This window comes from Enterobacter cloacae complex sp. I2 (genome assembly GCF_014896205.1).
GTDB classification, from domain to species: Bacteria; Pseudomonadota; Gammaproteobacteria; order Enterobacterales; family Enterobacteriaceae; genus Enterobacter; species Enterobacter quasihormaechei.
The window spans coordinates 22,530-37,917 of record NZ_JADBRA010000032.1 but is presented as its reverse complement, the minus strand read 5'-3'; the positions used below and the strand labels follow the sequence as shown (position 1 = coordinate 37,917).

At 57.1% G+C, this 15,388-nt stretch carries 10 protein-coding genes; 3 read left to right on the top strand and 7 right to left on the bottom strand.

The window, feature by feature from the left end:
* Nucleotides 1–29: 29 nt before the first annotated feature.
* The 3 genes from wzc to IM300_RS21435 are packed head-to-tail and all read right to left on the bottom strand — an operon-like array spanning nt 30 to nt 3,781.
* Entirely contained in the window at nt 30–2,192 is a 2,163-nt protein-coding gene (gene wzc, locus IM300_RS21445; protein ID WP_063868351.1) for a tyrosine-protein kinase Wzc, read from the bottom strand.
* 2 nt (nt 2,193–2,194) lie between these two features.
* A complete protein-coding gene (wzb, locus tag IM300_RS21440) occupies nt 2,195–2,638 on the bottom strand; it encodes a low molecular weight protein-tyrosine-phosphatase Wzb (protein WP_193038278.1) in 444 nt (147 codons plus the stop codon).
* A gap of 6 nt (nt 2,639–2,644) precedes the next feature.
* Nucleotides 2,645–3,781 carry a polysaccharide export protein gene (locus tag IM300_RS21435; protein WP_022648641.1) on the bottom strand — a complete coding sequence of 379 codons (1,137 nt, stop codon included), beginning with the start codon at nt 3,779–3,781 and terminating at the stop codon, nt 2,645–2,647.
* Nucleotides 3,782–4,474: 693 nt separating this feature from the next.
* On the opposite strand from IM300_RS21435, the gene IM300_RS21430 reads away from it, so the two are divergent.
* Nucleotides 4,475–6,058: a TerC family protein gene (locus IM300_RS21430; protein ID WP_063868350.1), complete on the top strand. Its 1,584-nt coding sequence runs from the start codon at nt 4,475–4,477 to the stop codon at nt 6,056–6,058.
* Between the two features lie 90 nt (nt 6,059–6,148).
* Here the strand turns inward: IM300_RS21430 and asmA are convergent, their stop codons facing one another.
* From asmA to udk, 3 genes are all read right to left on the bottom strand, one after another.
* A complete protein-coding gene (gene asmA / locus IM300_RS21425) occupies nt 6,149–7,999 on the bottom strand; it encodes an outer membrane assembly protein AsmA (protein WP_064910356.1) in 1,851 nt (616 codons plus the stop codon).
* 23 nt (nt 8,000–8,022) lie between these two features.
* Nucleotides 8,023–8,604, bottom strand: a complete 582-nt coding sequence (dcd, locus tag IM300_RS21420) for a dCTP deaminase (protein ID WP_006811250.1) — start codon at nt 8,602–8,604, stop codon at nt 8,023–8,025.
* A 91-nt stretch (nt 8,605–8,695) separates the two neighbouring features.
* The gene (udk, locus tag IM300_RS21415) at nt 8,696–9,337 is read right to left on the bottom strand and encodes a uridine kinase (protein ID WP_000130320.1); all 642 of its coding nucleotides are present in this window, start codon (nt 9,335–9,337) and stop codon (nt 8,696–8,698) included.
* A gap of 342 nt (nt 9,338–9,679) precedes the next feature.
* Here udk and IM300_RS21410 point away from each other — a divergent pair, with 342 nt between their 5' ends.
* Nucleotides 9,680–13,009, top strand: coding sequence for a diguanylate cyclase (locus IM300_RS21410; protein ID WP_193038277.1), 3,330 nt, complete (start codon nt 9,680–9,682; stop codon nt 13,007–13,009).
* Here IM300_RS21410 and alkA read toward each other — a convergent pair.
* The gene (gene alkA, locus IM300_RS21405) at nt 12,974–13,846 is read right to left on the bottom strand and encodes a DNA-3-methyladenine glycosylase 2 (protein ID WP_193038276.1); all 873 of its coding nucleotides are present in this window, start codon (nt 13,844–13,846) and stop codon (nt 12,974–12,976) included. The genes IM300_RS21410 and alkA overlap by 36 nt on opposite strands.
* A gap of 131 nt (nt 13,847–13,977) precedes the next feature.
* Here alkA and yegD point away from each other — a divergent pair, with 131 nt between their 5' ends.
* Nucleotides 13,978–15,330, top strand: a complete 1,353-nt coding sequence (yegD, locus tag IM300_RS21400; RefSeq protein ID WP_193038274.1) for a molecular chaperone — start codon at nt 13,978–13,980, stop codon at nt 15,328–15,330.
* Nucleotides 15,331–15,388 lie beyond the last annotated feature (58 nt).

The following is a 15,388-nucleotide window of genomic DNA, read 5'->3' as shown; positions in this document are numbered from 1 at the left end:
GAGGGGTGTGGGGTGTGGGGTGTGTTTTGTTATTTAGAGTCAGACTTGTATTCGTACTCGTAATAGCCGTAATCCTGATATCCGGTCGCGCGGCGGAAGATAGAGTTCAGGATGACCCCTTTCACCTCGATGCCGTTCTGCTCGAAGCGGCTCAGGCTGGTTTCCACTTCCTTCAGGGTGTTCACCGCATAGCGTGCAACCATCAGCGTGGTGCCCGCATGACGCCCCACGACGGCGGCGTCGGTGACGGCCAGAATTGGCGGGGTATCGATCAGCACCAGGTCATAGTTTTTGCTCGCCCACTCGATCAGCTGCGTGAAGCGCTCGCTCATCAGCAGTTCAGACGGGTTCGGCGGCACCTGACCGCGCGGGATCAGATCAAATTTCGGAATCGACGTCGGCTTGGCGCTCTCGCTGATTTCCCCTTTCCCGAGCAGGATTTCGGACAGGCCGTTAACGTTGTTGGTCCCCAGCAGCTCATGGGTGTAGCCCTTACGCATATCGCAGTCGATCAGCAGCACGCGCTTGTTGGTCTGGCTCACCACCGCCGCCAGGTTGGCGCAGACGAAGGTTTTACCGATTGACGGGCTCACGCCGGTCATCATCAGGACGTTGTTTTTGGCCTGCATCATGGCGAAGTGGAGGCTGGTACGCAGGCTGCGCACCGCTTCAATCGCCAGGTCGGTCGGGTTACCCACGGCCAGCAGCTGGCTCTGTTTGTAACGCTTCACGCCCTTAACGGTTTTGACGTTGTCACGCGACTTCTGCCACTCGGAAAGCGGGATGCTGGCGTAAACGCTGATACCGTGTTCTTCCAGCACCTGCGGGCTTTCGATACCGCGGTTGAACAGGGAACGCAGCAGCACGCCGACGATGGAGAGCATCAGGCCGAGAATAATGCTGCCGAAGATAATCAGCGCCTTCTTCGGCTTCAGCACGCCCGGCTGGGTGATCGCCGGGTCAACAATACGCACGTCGCCGACGGTGCTGGCTTCGGTGATTTTCAGCTCCTGCTGTTTGTTAAGCAGCTGCATATACACCTGTTGGCCAGATTCCACGTCACGCGTCAGACGCACGATTTCCTGCTGCGTCTTCGGCATCGCGGTCACGCGGTCATTCAGCTTCGCCTTCTCTTCTTCCAGCGTGCGGCGTTTCTCCAGCAGCGTGCGGTACGCCGGGTGACGCTTGGTGTAGAGCTTGGAAATTTCCGCCTCTTTGAAGGTCAGCTCGTTCAGCTGCGCGTCGATATTGACCATGGAGTCGAGAACCGATTTCGCCTCCAGCGGCAGGTCGACGGAGTCTTTATCCTGACGGTACGCGTTCAGCTTGTTCTCAGCGTCGTCCAGACGGGCGCGCACTTCCGGCAGCTGTTTACTGAGGAACGCCAGGCTTTTCGCGGCTTCCGCAGACTTGCGCTCGATATTCTGCTCAAGATAGTTGCGGGTGATGCTGTTCAGGATGTCGCGAATTTGATCCTTATCTTCACCGGTGAAGGTCATGCTCAGAACGCCGGTGTCCTTGCCGTTTTCGGTAACGGTCAGGTTGTTTTGCAGATTGTTGATCATCCCGAGCGTGGAGAACTTGGTGACCGTAAACTCACCGCCCTCGTGCGCGTGGATGGCGCCAACCCTGATGCTCACGCCGTCTTTGGTCAGCATCTGTCCCACCTCACCGCGCACGCTCAAGCCCGCGTCGCTGGTCAGTTGATACTGTTTCGGTCCCAGCACGGTCAGGGTAAAGGTTTGGTCCCCTGCCCCTTTGGGAATCACGAAGTCGGTGACTTTTACCGTATCGTTACTGCGCCCCATCAGGCGATCCCAGCCTGCGCCAAACACCGGGAAGGTATTTTTGGTGACCGCAATATCCAGCCCCAAATCGTGAACCGTTTTGCCCAGAACCAGGCGCGACTGGATCAGCTGAATTTCTGCTTCCGACGCCGGTGGCTTATTGGCCAGCGCCGAGCCGATATCCTGAACCAGTGAGTTACCGGTGTTTTGTTCGATCTGCACCAGCGCATCGGCGCTGTAAATCGGCGTCGCGAACAGCGTATAAACGATCGCCGCCACGGCAAAAACGGCGGTAATACCCAGCACCCACCATTTCGCTTCAATAACGGTCCCGACAAGGCGACCGATATCGATTTCATCACTGCCCGACGTCGGGGCGGCAGAAGGTTTTGTTTTTTCTGTCATTGTTATCCCTGCTGAGCTTTCAGTGCCTGCGCCCACTGGCGGGCAGACTGGTCTAGTAAGGTGTATACCGCCTCAAAGGCCTCGCGGCTCTTGCGATACGGATCGGGAATTTCGCGCTCACCATCCCAGTGACCAAACAGCATCACCTTGCCGCGCATCTCCGGTGCGATATCGCACAGCGCGTGAATGTGGCGTTTTTCCATCGCGAGGATCAGGTCATATTCCCGGCACATCCGGCCAGAGACCTGACGGGCAACGTGCCCGTCGAGTGAGAGGTTATGTTCAAGGGCTACGCTCGATGCACGCTCGTCGGCACCTTTTCCAACCAGCGCGCCAAGCCCTGCGGAGTCGACCTTTAACGCAGGCTGGTAATTCTTCAGCAGCCTTTCAGCCGTGGGGGAACGGCAAATGTTCCCCACGCACACCACCAGAATTTTGTTAAACATCGCGGCTTACCAGGTATGAATGTCGCTCGCCGTATCCGTCATGTAGCGAACGCCACTGATGGTAGGCAGCAACTGGTTGATCAGACGGTTCCAGCGGGCAACCGGCGCGGTGGTGACGTAGACCACATCGTATGGCTGGAGACGGAACGACGTTGCCATGACCAGAGACGTCGCGTCGGACATATCCAGCTGGTAGATATTGGCAATTTTGCCCTTCGCGTTCTCGCCTTTGATAGGACGGATCACGAAGATGCCGCTGGCGTTGGAGGCGGTCAGATCGATGCCTTCCGCATTGCCCAGCGCTTCGGTCAGGGTCATACCGCTGAAGTCCATCTTGAGGGTGCTCTGTTTCTTCACTTCGCCCATCACGAACACTTTCAGATCGTCATTGCGCGGCACGTAAAGAATATCGCCCGGATAAAGCAGGCGGTTCTGGGTCAGGTCGCCGTTCTGCATCAGCGCCTGAAGCGAAATGCGCTGCTCTTTGCCGTTGTGGGTCAGCACCACGTTGCGCCAGTCGGCGCCGTCGGTTAAACCGCCCGCGGCGTTGATTGCGTCCAGAACGGTGAGCGGTACGTTGGTGATAGCCTGCTGGCCGGATTTGTTAACCTGGCCGGAGATATACGCTTTCTGGGAGCGGAACGCGGCGATATTAACGTCCACCTGCGGGTCAGCAATGTACTGCGCCAGGCGGCCGGTAATATCACTACGGATCTCAGCAAGCGTTTTGCCCGCAACGTGCACTTTACCAATGTACGGATAGAACATGGTGCCATCGGACTGGACCCAGTTACCGGTGTCGCTTGAGCTGCGGTACTGGCCCGCAGGCGTGGTCAGTTCCGGGTGATCCCAGACGGTCACGTTAATAACGTCACCCGGCCCCACGCGATACTGGTAAGAGGCAATTTCCTGGTCCAGCGACATATTTGGCTGAGCAACGTTTGGACGCGGGCGCAATTGTTCTACCAGACGTGGGGTTAATGGGTAAACATTCACCATTTTGTCGAGATCAAAGTCAGCGTCCTGCTGCTTAATCACATCCTTGCCCATTGTTGACATATTGCTGCCGGGAAAGACCGTGCAACCACTCATCAAGGTCACAGACACCAATAATGGCATCAATTTCATTTTGGATTTCATCATTGATTATTTATCACTTTGGCAGAGTAATTATCCTGTGCAATTTAAATAAGCGCGGGTCGTGGTGACAATCAGAATGCAGTTAATCATTTAGCAATATAACTGGCATCAGTCCTAAAGTAAGCTTATTCATCTGTTGGCTATTGACAGAATAATTGAGGCTGATTCACACGCTTTCAGGCACGCTACCGCCCTTGGCTTTCAGTTACCAATACACTGACTAAACAATGCGTTATGGATAGACACCCTTCTGAACATGGCCTTTTGTAGAATATATCAACCACGTCAAAGGCACGGTTGATAATGAATTACCTTCACTAAAGACCGAAACAAAAATAGCAACAAGGAAATTTAACATTTGATGCTGGGAGAATTGTTGCAGCTAACCTAATAGCAGGCAAGGAGACAACCGTCCTAATATTCGTTTTTAAGATTAATATTAAGAGCAAAGTTTTGATGTTTTCGGATTTTCTTTATATTGACAAAATTGCGCGCCAAACCATTTCCTGCGATATATCCTAAATATCGTTCATTGTAATTAAATCTTCGCAATTAACTTATTTACAGCGCGCCCTAAATCGGTTTTACCTCTTTGTAGCATTAAGAGAAATCTCACCCCGGCATTGCAATTTTGGTCGGCTTTATCCATGATCGAAGTGTGACATTCGTCATATAACAGAAGGTATTGCGTTTACTATGGAATGGATTGCCGATCCATCAATCTGGGCCGGGCTGGTGACGCTCGTCGTCATTGAATTAGTGCTCGGGATTGATAACCTGGTGTTTATCGCCATCCTTGCGGATAAATTGCCTCCCTCGCAGCGCGACCGCGCCCGCGTGACGGGCCTTCTGCTCGCCATGGTGATGCGTCTGCTGCTGCTGGCCTCTATCTCCTGGCTGGTCACGCTGACCAAACCCCTCTTCACCGTTCAGAGCCTGAGCTTTAGCGCCCGCGATCTGATCATGCTTTTCGGCGGGCTGTTCCTGCTGTTCAAGGCCACCGTTGAGCTTAACGAGCGGCTGGAGGGTAAAGACAGCGAAAACCCCACCCAGCGACGCGGCGCTAAATTCTGGCCGGTGGTCGCGCAAATCGTGGTGCTGGACGCCGTCTTCTCTCTCGACTCGGTGATCACCGCCGTCGGGATGGTTGACCACCTGGCCGTGATGATGGCCGCCGTGATCATCGCCATCACCCTGATGGTGCTCGCCAGCAAGGCCCTGACGCGATTTGTAAACAGCCACCCGACCATCGTGATCCTGTGCCTCAGCTTCCTGCTGATGATTGGCTTTAGCCTCGTTGCGGATGGCTTCGGCTTCCATATCCCGAAAGGCTACCTGTACGCCGCAATTGGCTTCTCGGTGCTGATAGAGTTCCTGAACCAGCTGGCCATCTTCAACCGCCGCCGCTTTCTCTCCGCGAACCAGACGCTGCGACAGCGCACCGCCGATACTGTGATGCGCCTGCTGAGCGGCAGAAAAGAGGATGCCGAGCTGGACGCCGAGTCCGCTGCGATGCTTGCCGACCACAGCGACGGGCAGATCTTCAACCCGCAGGAGCGCCGGATGATAGAGCGCGTGCTCAATCTCAACCAGCGCTCCGTCAGCAGCATCATGACCTCCCGTCACGACATTGAGCATATAGATCTGACGGCGCCGGAAGAGCAGATCCGCGCCCTGCTGGATAAAAACCAGCACACCCGCGTGGTCGTCACCGGCGGGGACGAGGAAGAAGAGCTGCTGGGCGTGGTGCACGTGATCGACCTGCTGCAACAGCAGCTTCACGGTGAGCCGCTCAACCTGCGCGCGCTGGTCCGCCAGCCGCTGGTCTTCCCGGAAGCGCTGCCGCTGCTCTCCGCGCTGGAGCAGTTCCGTAACGCGCGTACCCACTTCGCGTTTGTCGTGGATGAATTTGGCTCTGTGGAAGGGCTGGTGACGCTCAGCGACGTTATGGAAACCATCGCCGGTAATCTGCCAAATGAGGTGGATGAGATCGACGCACGCCACGATATTCAGAAAAACGCCGACGGCAGCTGGACCGCTAACGGCCACATGCCGCTTGAAGATCTGGTGCAGTTCGTTCCGCTTCCGCTGGACGAGAAGCGCGAATACCACACCATCGCCGGTTTGCTGATGGAATATCTGCAACGTATTCCGCAGCCGGGCGAAGAGGTTCAGGTGGGGGATTACATGATTAAAACCTTGCAAGTGGAAAGCCATCGCGTGCAGAAGGTGCAGCTGATCCCGCTGCGCGGTGACGATGAGAGGGATTTTGAGGTGTAAAAAAGCCGGGTGGCGCTTCGCTTACCCGGCCTAAGGTGTCTGGCTTTTGTAGGCCGGGTAAGGCGAAGCCGCCACCCGGCACAACAGGCATCAGAGCTTATCGAGCAGCTTTTTCACGTCCTTACCTGACTGGGACTCTTTATTGCGGTCCGCCCAGTCATTCAGCCGACGTTTCGCTTCATCCTGAAGATGCTTACGCAGGATCTGATCGACCTGCAAACTGTAGTTCAGCGCCTGCCACTTTCCGTAGACGCGCAGCGGTATTGGCGTCTCTTTCAGGAACTCAACAAGCTGGCCTTCACCTTCCCAGCCAGCCTTCACGCGGACGTTGAAGCGGGTGTCAGCCGTCTCTTTCACCAGATCCAGCGCACCGTTTCCGGTCAGCGCCAGCAGAGACGAGGTTCCCTGCATCTCGTCGAGCGAGAGCTGACCGTTGTCGAGGGCAAGCTCGCTGGTAAAGCTGTCGAGACGGGTGGCGCTGTCGTAGTTTTCATTTGCCTTCACGCTGCTGCTGCGCTCTACCGCCTGCTGCACCAGCTGCTGGAAGTTCAGCCCTTCCATGCGCGAATCTTTCAGCTCAACGTGCGCCCGCCCCTGCCAGCTCCGGCGGAAGGCGTCCGCATCGATCTTCGTGCCGGAGAAATCCCCCGCCAGCGACAGCTGCCCCGTCAGGGCAATCGGATAGTTAAAGGCTTTCAGGATGGTGCCAATCTCAACGTTTTCCAGACGCGGCTGGAACGCGGCACTGGCAACGTCTTTGCGTACGTCCAGCGTGCCCGGCAGGGAGAGATTCCCTGCCCCCATTTTTCCGCTGAGCTCAGAGATAACCAGCAGGCCATTGTGGTTGAACATCTGGCTGCTGACGTCGGTAAAATCAATCCCACGCCAGCGCACGCTGTTCGCTTTCAGCAGGATGTCGGCGGTAAAGCCTCGCAGGCCGTTGTAGTCAGGCCGATCGAGATTGGAGGAGATCACCGGACGCGTTTGCGTGACCTGGCTTTGCCCTACCTGCGTGACCCCCTCATCGGCTGCGTTCACCGTTTGCGAAGGAAGCAAATTCTCAAGGTTCAGCCTGTCGAATTGCAGATCCAGCACCCACTTAGGTTTTTCATCAAGCGTGACGCTCGCCTGTCCTTTAAGAGTACTGTCGTTCGCCTGGAGGTTTAGCGCGTTCAGTTCCAGCTGTTTGCGCTCTTCATGCCAGACCGCCTGCATCGTACCCTGGCCAGCGATACCTTTTGTGGGTAAATCCGCGCCGGTCAGCTGCCAGTTGAGCTGCTGAATATCCGCCGTCAGCTGATGCGGGTAGTCCGAAGCGTTTACGTTCGCGTTCATCGACAGGTTGAGATCGCGCTGATTGCGGTTGATCCGCCCGGAGAACTCCACGGTGGCGTGATGGCTGGCGTCCTGCTCCATCCTGAGGTTGATATTGCGTACGGTGATCTGCTCGTCGTCCTCATGCTGGAAAACCAGCACGCTGTCAGCGACCTTCAGACTACCAATATCGAACGACCAGCCAGCGTCAGACGGGACGTCAGGCAAGGTGTTTTCATGCGGTTCGACCGGGGCATCCGCCTGACGAACGGCTTCGGTTTGTGGCGTAAGCTGGATCACCGCGCCCTTCAGCATCACCTGTTCGACCTGGAGCTGATGGGACAAGAGCGGGATGAGCGCGACATCAAGACGCATGTTATCCGCGGTCACCAGCGGCTGCGCGGCGCCCGGCGCGGTAAGTGACATGCGCCCGGAGAGAATGCTGAGCTGAGGCCAGACGTGCCAGCGCAGCGGCCCGTCCAGCTTGAGTTCATACCCGCTGCGCGCTTCAACCTGTCGCACCATATAGGCCCGGAAGTCGTTCGGGTTAACCAGCAGCACCAACGCTGAAAGGCCAGCCACCAGCACCACCAGCAAAATCATCAGCGTTGTCAGAACTCTTCTCATGGCTTCCTCAGTGAACTCACAGATCAGTCTTTATCGATACGACTGGCAACCGCACCCTGCTGGTCGCGATATTTTGCGTCCTGACGGCGGTTATAAGGACGGTCTGCCGGGCCGGTCAGCGGTTCGAAGCTCAACGCACCAATCATCATTCCCGGGCGAAGCGCCAGCGGCAGTTTACCGGCGTTAAAGAACTCCAGCACGATACGGCCAGACCAGCCCGGATCGATACGGTGCGCGGTAACGTGCACCATCAGACCCAGACGCGCCAGGGAAGAGCGTCCGTCAAGCCAGCCCACCAGATCCGCCGGCAGCGTGACGGACTCAAAGGTCACCGCCAGCGCCAGTTCGCCAGGATGGAGATAAAACGCCTCGCCTTCTTCAATGACGATTTCGTCACTCATGACGCGATCCAGCGCCGCACTGACTTCGTCTTTCGGCCCGCTGAGGTCGATAAACGGTGCCGTGTGGCCGCTGAAGGTGCGGAATTTATTCCCCAGACGCACATCGACGGTCACGCCGTTAATACGCTCAACCGGCGGACGCGGGGTGATAGACAGGCGGCCTTCATCCAGCCAGGCTTCTATATCGCGGTCACAAAGACGCATGGCACTTTCTCCTTTCGTGCATCGCGCCCTGAAGCTTTACGGCATCAGGGCAAAACCAGGTTATCTCTGAACGGTACACAATTCACGCGGCTTATTCAAAAAACTGACTGATTTTCGCTTTTAAGATGTCAATAGCAATACGGTTTTTACCGCCGCGAGGAACAATAATATCGGCGTATTGTTTTGAAGGCTCAATAAATTGCAGGAACATCGGGCGAACAGTTTTCTGATACTGCGCCATCACCGAGTCCATGGAGCGGCCGCGTTCGTTAACGTCGCGTTTGATACGCCGCATCAGGCAGATATCCAGCGGGGTGTCGACGAAAATCGAGAAGTTCATTGATTCGCGCAGACGGGCGTCGGTGAGCAGCAAAATCCCTTCAAGGATAATGACTTTCTTGGGCTCGATGCGGATCGTTTCCTGAGTGCGGGTATGTTCCACGTAGCTGTAGACGGGCAGTTCAATCGCCTCGCCGCGCTTCAGCGCTTCCAGATGCTGGAACAGCAGGCTGTGATCCATCGCACTGGGATGGTCGTAGTTGGTTTTTACGCGCTCTTCCATCGAAAGATGGGATTGATCTTTGTAATAGCTGTCTTCGGGAATAACACCGATATGCTCATCACCCACTTGTTCACGCAGTTCGCGATAAAGCGTACTGGCAATAAGACTTTTACCTGAAGCCGATGCGCCGGCGATGCCTATGATGACGCACTGATGAGACTTATCAGTCATAAATTTAGCGACCTGATTAACCTGGATGTAAGGAAGGACGACGCCGGAGCGTCAAACGCGGCAATTATAGGGATTTCGGGGGCGTGATACCAGTCGAATGCGCAGGTTATGCGAGGCGGGCTGAAAAGCGCCCCTTCTCGCCTTTAGCGAAATTTTTACGCGCGTTTAATCGCCATTTCCACACCCTTCTTCGCAGAGTCACTATTTTATAAGTCTATGAAGTCAAAATCTGAGCACTCAGCATATGAATTGTAAAATGTTTGTACTAGCATAAACCAAATTATTACTTTTACGCGTCCGGACCTGGCTCCTGACAACACGGCGTCCCTGGATAGAGCGGTAATGAATAAACAATACCAGCGGGTTTTGGTCACTACCCCACATCCTTTACTGCGGCTTGTCTGTCTGGGTCTGGTCACGTTCATCTTCACCTTATTCTCCCTTGAACTGACTCGCTTCGGTACGCTGCTGGCGCCACTATGGTTTCCGACCTCAATCATGATGGTGGCGTTTTACCGCCACGCGGGAAAAATGTGGCCCGGCATTGCGCTCGCCTGCTCCTTTGGCAATATTTTCGCCTCGTGGATGCTGTTCTCATGGGAATCGATCAGCATCACCTACACGGCGATCAATATCATTGAAGCCACCATCGGCGCGCTGTTACTGCGTAAGCTTCTCCCGTGGTATAACCCGCTGCAAAACCTCAACGACTGGGTCCGACTCGCCCTCGGCAGTGCCGTGGTGCCGCCGCTGGTGGGCGGCATTCTGGTGCATTTTCTGGTGCCGAGCGCGGAGCCGCTGCGTAATTTTCTTTTCTGGGTTCTGTCAGAATCCATTGGCGCACTGGCGCTGGTGCCGTTAGGTCTGCTGTTTAAGCCGCATTATCTGCTGCGCCATCGCAACCCAAAACTGCTGCTGGAAACGCTGGTGACCCTGGTGGTTACGCTGGTTCTGAGCTGGACGGCAATTACCTGGCTGCCGTGGCCGTTCACCTGCATCATCGTTCTTTTGATGTGGAGCGCGGTGCGCCTGCCGCGTATGGAAGCGTTCCTGATCTTTTTATTCACCATCATGATGGTATCCCTGATGATGGCGCGAAACCCGCTCTCCATGACGCCCTCCAGCATGATCGTCACCTTCAACGCGCCGTGGCTCCCCTTCCTGATGATGCTGCTCCCCGCCAACATTATGACGATGGTGATGTATGCCTTCCGGGCCGAGCGTAAACACATCACGGAAAGCGAAGCGCGTTTTCGTAATGCGATGGAATATTCCGCGATAGGCATGGCGCTGGTGAGCATTGAGGGCCAGTGGCTTCAGGCCAACAAGGCGCTGTGCAATTTCCTCGGTTACAGCCAGTCGGAGCTCCAGTCGCTCACGTTCCAGCAGTTAACCTGGCCGGAAGATTTAAATACCGACCTGGAACAGCTCGAACAGCTGATCCACGGCGAGATTAACACCTACAGCCTCGAAAAACGTTACTACACCCGCAACGGCGAGGTGGTCTGGGCGCTGCTGGCCGTCTCCGTCGTGCGTCATGCCGACGGTACGCCGCTCTACTTTATTGCTCAGATTGAAGACATCAACGACCTGAAGCAGACCGAGTGGGTGAATAAGCGCCTGATGGAGCGTATCACCCTCGCTAACGAAGCCGGTGGGATTGGCATCTGGGAGTGGGATCTTGAGCCAGACGTGATTAGCTGGGATAAACGAATGTTTGAGCTGTACGAGATCCCTGCGCACATAAAGCCCTCCTGGCAGCTCTGGCATGACGCCATCGTGCCTGAAGATCGCGCGAACGCCGAACGGGTGCTGCGTGAATCACTCCAGGCCAGGGTCCCCTTCAAGCTGGAATTTCGCATTCGCGTCAAGGATGGCATCCGCCACATTCGTTCCCTGGCAAACCGGGTGCTGAACAAACAGGGCGAAGTGGAGCGGCTGTTAGGCATCAACATGGATATGACCGAGGTGAAGCAGCTGAACGAGGCGCTGTTCCAGGAAAAAGAGCGCCTGCATATCACCCTCGACTCCATCGGCGAAGCGGTGCTGTGCACCGACGTCGACATGAACATCACCTTTATGAACCCGGTCGCCGAAAAGATGAGCGGCTGGTCGCAAAGCGAAGCGCTGGGTCAGCCCGTACTGGAGGTGCTGCACATTACCTTCGGCGAGAAGGGACCGTTAATGGAAAACATCCACAGCGGCGACATGTCCCGTACCGATATCGAACAGGACGTGGTGCTTAACTGCCGGAACGGCGGCAGTTTCGACATTCATTACAGCATTACCCCGCTCAGCACCCTGGACGGTCATACTATCGGCTCGGTGCTGGTGATTCAGGACGTAACCGAATCACGCAAAATGCTGCGCCAGCTGAGCTACAGCGCCTCCCATGATGCCCTCACCCACCTGGCGAACCGCGTCAGCTTCGAAAATCACCTGAAGCGCCTGTTGCAGACGGTCCAGGAGACCCACCAGCGTCACGCGCTGGTCTTTATCGACCTTGACCGCTTTAAGGCGGTAAACGATACGGCAGGTCACGCGGCGGGCGACGCCCTCCTGCGCGAGCTTTCTTCGCTAATGCTGACCATGCTGCGCTCCAGCGACGTGCTGGCGCGTCTGGGCGGCGACGAGTTTGGCCTGCTGCTGCCGGACTGCAACGTCGAAAGCGCACGCTACATTGCGGGCCGGCTGATTGATGCCATCAACAGCTACCATTTTTCCTGGGAAGGACGCCTGCACCGCATTGGCGCCAGCGCGGGGATCACGCTGATTGACGACAGCAATTATCAGGCTGCGGAAGTGATGTCTCAGGCCGACATTGCCTGTTACGCCTCGAAAAACAGCGGGCGCGGCGTGGTCACCGTCTATGAACCCCAGCAGGAGCGGATCCACAGCACGCGCAGCATGATGTCGCTGGATGAGCAGTGGCACATGATTAAAGATAATCATCTGCTGATGATCGCCCGCAGCGTCGCCTCGCCGCGCATTCCCGAGAGCAGCAGCTTCTGGCTGATTTCTCTGCGGCTGTGGACCAGCCAGGGAGAAGTGCTGGAAGAGCATGCCTTCCGCGCCGGGCTCGGAGAGGCGGAGCTGCTGCACGCCCTCGACCGTCGGATATTCAGCGAGTTTTTCCGTACCTATGCCGCACAGGTGGCGGCCAAAGGTATGGGCGTGGCGCTGCCGCTCTCAGAGGCGGGGTTAGCCAGCGTCACGCTGGTGGATGAACTGCTCGACCTGATTACCAAAGGCCCGCTGCCGGCGCGGCTGCTGCATCTGGCGATCGCCGTCGATGTGCTGAACAACACGGATGAAAACGTGCAGCAGGGTCTGCAAAAGCTTCGTCATGCCGGCTGCCGCGTGGTGCTGACCCACGTCGGACGCGACATGAACGTCTTCAGTCAGCTCAGCGCCACCACCGCTGATTATCTGCTGCTGGATGCAGACGTGGTGACCAACGTCCACGGCAATCTGATGGACGAGATGATGGTGACCATCATTCAGGGCCACGCCCGGCGTCTGGGACTAAAAACCATTGCCGGGCCGTGCCACCAGTCGATCATGATGGATACGCTGTCGGGCATCGGCGTTGACTTTATTTACGGCGATACCATCGGGGAAGCGCAGCCGCTCGATTTACTGCTGAATACCAGCTATTTCGCCATCAACTGACGGCGACCAGCCGTCGGTGTACCAGATATGTAATAGCGCGTACGAGCGCCACGGCTGCCAGCGCTCGGCATAGCGACGGATCTGCGCGGGCGTCATGCCGGCAAAACGCTGCTTAATCAGATAATCATCCGGCAGGAAAACGTCCTTTGCCTGCCAGCCGCGCAGGGCCAGATAGTTAGCGGTCCAGCGTCCGATGCCGGGCCGCTGCTGTAGCGCCTTCATCCCAGCCTCCACGTCCGCAGGCGGGAACAGCGGGAATTCCCCGTCCACCACCGACTGCGCCAGATGAATCAGCGACTCCGCACGCCTGAGCGGCATCCCGAGGGCTTTTAATGCCAGCGGATCTGCCGCGGCCAGCGCTTCTGGCGGAGGAAAGCAGAGGTAGCCCGGCGCGTCCTCGATGGGTTTACCGCACAGCGCCACCACCCGCGACGCCAGTTTTGCCGCCATCGCCACGCTCACCAGCTGCCCGAGAATGGCGCGCACGCCCTGTTCGTATGCATCCATCGCCCCCGGCAAACGTAACCCCGGACGCGCCGCGCCGAGATCGCCCAGCGTCTGCGCAATTTGCTGCGGATCGCAATCAAGATCGAACAGGCGGGCAATGCGGTCTAGACAGATGTCCGCCACCGGGATCAGGCCAGGGCTGAGCGACACCGCCAGCGTATGGGTTGCGCTGTCCGGCGTAACACGAAAAACGCCCTGCTGCCCTGCATAGCCAAAACTGCGCTCGTAGTAAACCTCCGTGACGGTCTCTACCCCGGTGACCGCACGCGCGGCAAGAAAGCCAAACATCCACTGCCAGTCGTAGGGCGGTTGCCAGTTCAGGGTGTACATCGTCTCTCCTTTTTTTATTTATCTCAGCATAAACCGAAAGATAGCGTTGCGCCTTGCTTTCATATTCCTGTTGTCGCCTGGCAGACATTTCGCTAAAGTCTCGCCCCTTCTCACCGGCATGGGGATTTATTGTGTTTATTGGATTCGACTACGGCACCGCAAACTGCTCGGTTGCGATAATGCAAAACGGACAACCGCAGCTCCTGAAAATGGAAAACGGCAGTACGCTGTTGCCGTCAATGCTCTGTGCGCCCACGCGTGAAGCGGTAAGCGAGTGGCTGTTCCGCCATCATCAGGTTCCGGCCACGGCGGCAGAATCGCAGGCGCTGCTGCGCCGTGCGGTCAGTTTTAACCGCGAGGAAGATATCGACGTTACCCCTTCCAGCGTGCAGTTCGGCCTCTCTTCGCTCGGGCAGTACATTGACGATCCGGAAGAGGTTTACTTCGTTAAATCGCCTAAATCCTTCCTCGGCGCCAGCGGCCTGAAGCCGCAGCAGGTGGCGATGTTTGAAGATCTGGTCTGCGCGATGATGCTGCATATCCGCAATAAGGCGCAGTCGCAGGTGCCGGAGACCATCACCCAGGCGGTGATTGGTCGCCCGATCAACTTCCAGGGGCTGGGCGGTGATGAAGCCAACCAGCAGGCGCAGGGGATCCTCGAGCGTGCGGCGCACCGGGCGGGCTTTAGCGACGTGGTGTTCCAGTATGAGCCGGTTGCGGCGGGGCTGGATTTTGAAGCCACGCTGACGGAAGAGAAGCGGGTGCTGGTAGTGGACATCGGCGGCGGTACGACGGACTGTTCGTTGCTGCTGATGGGGCCGCAATGGCATCACCGTCGCGATCGTGAAAACAGCCTGCTGGGGCACAGCGGCTGCCGCGTCGGCGGTAACGATCTGGATATCGCCCTGGCGTTCAAGAGCCTGATGCCGCTGCTCGGCATGGGCGGACAAACCGAGAAAGGCATCGCCCTGCCGATCCTGCCGTGGTGGAACGCGATTGCCATCAACGACGTCCCTGCGCAGAGTGATTTTTACAGCACCGCGAATGGCCGTTACCTCAACGATCTGGTGCGCGACGCACAGGATGCCGGGAAGGTCGCCCTGCTCTATAAAGTGTGGCGCCAGCGCCTGAGCTACCGGGTCGTGCGCACCGCCGAAGAGAGCAAAATTGCCCTTTCCGATCGTCCGGAGCAGGCCGTTTCATTGCCGTTTATTAGCGACAATCTGGCAACGACCATTACCCGGGAAGGGCTGGAACTGGCGCTGGCCCAGCCGCTACAGCGTATTCTGGAGCAGGTACAGCTGGCGCTGGAGAACGGCAAAGAGAAACCGGACGTGATTTACCTGACCGGCGGTAGCGCCCGTTCACCGCTGATCAAGAAGGCGCTGGCGGAACAGCTGCCGGGGATCCCCATTGCCGGCGGCGATGACTTTGGCTCCGTTACGGCAGGGCTGGCGCGCTGGGCGCAGGTGGTGTTTAGCTAATGCGGTTGTGCCGGGTGGCGCTGCGCTTACCCGGCCTACGGTGGCCGGGTAAGGCGAA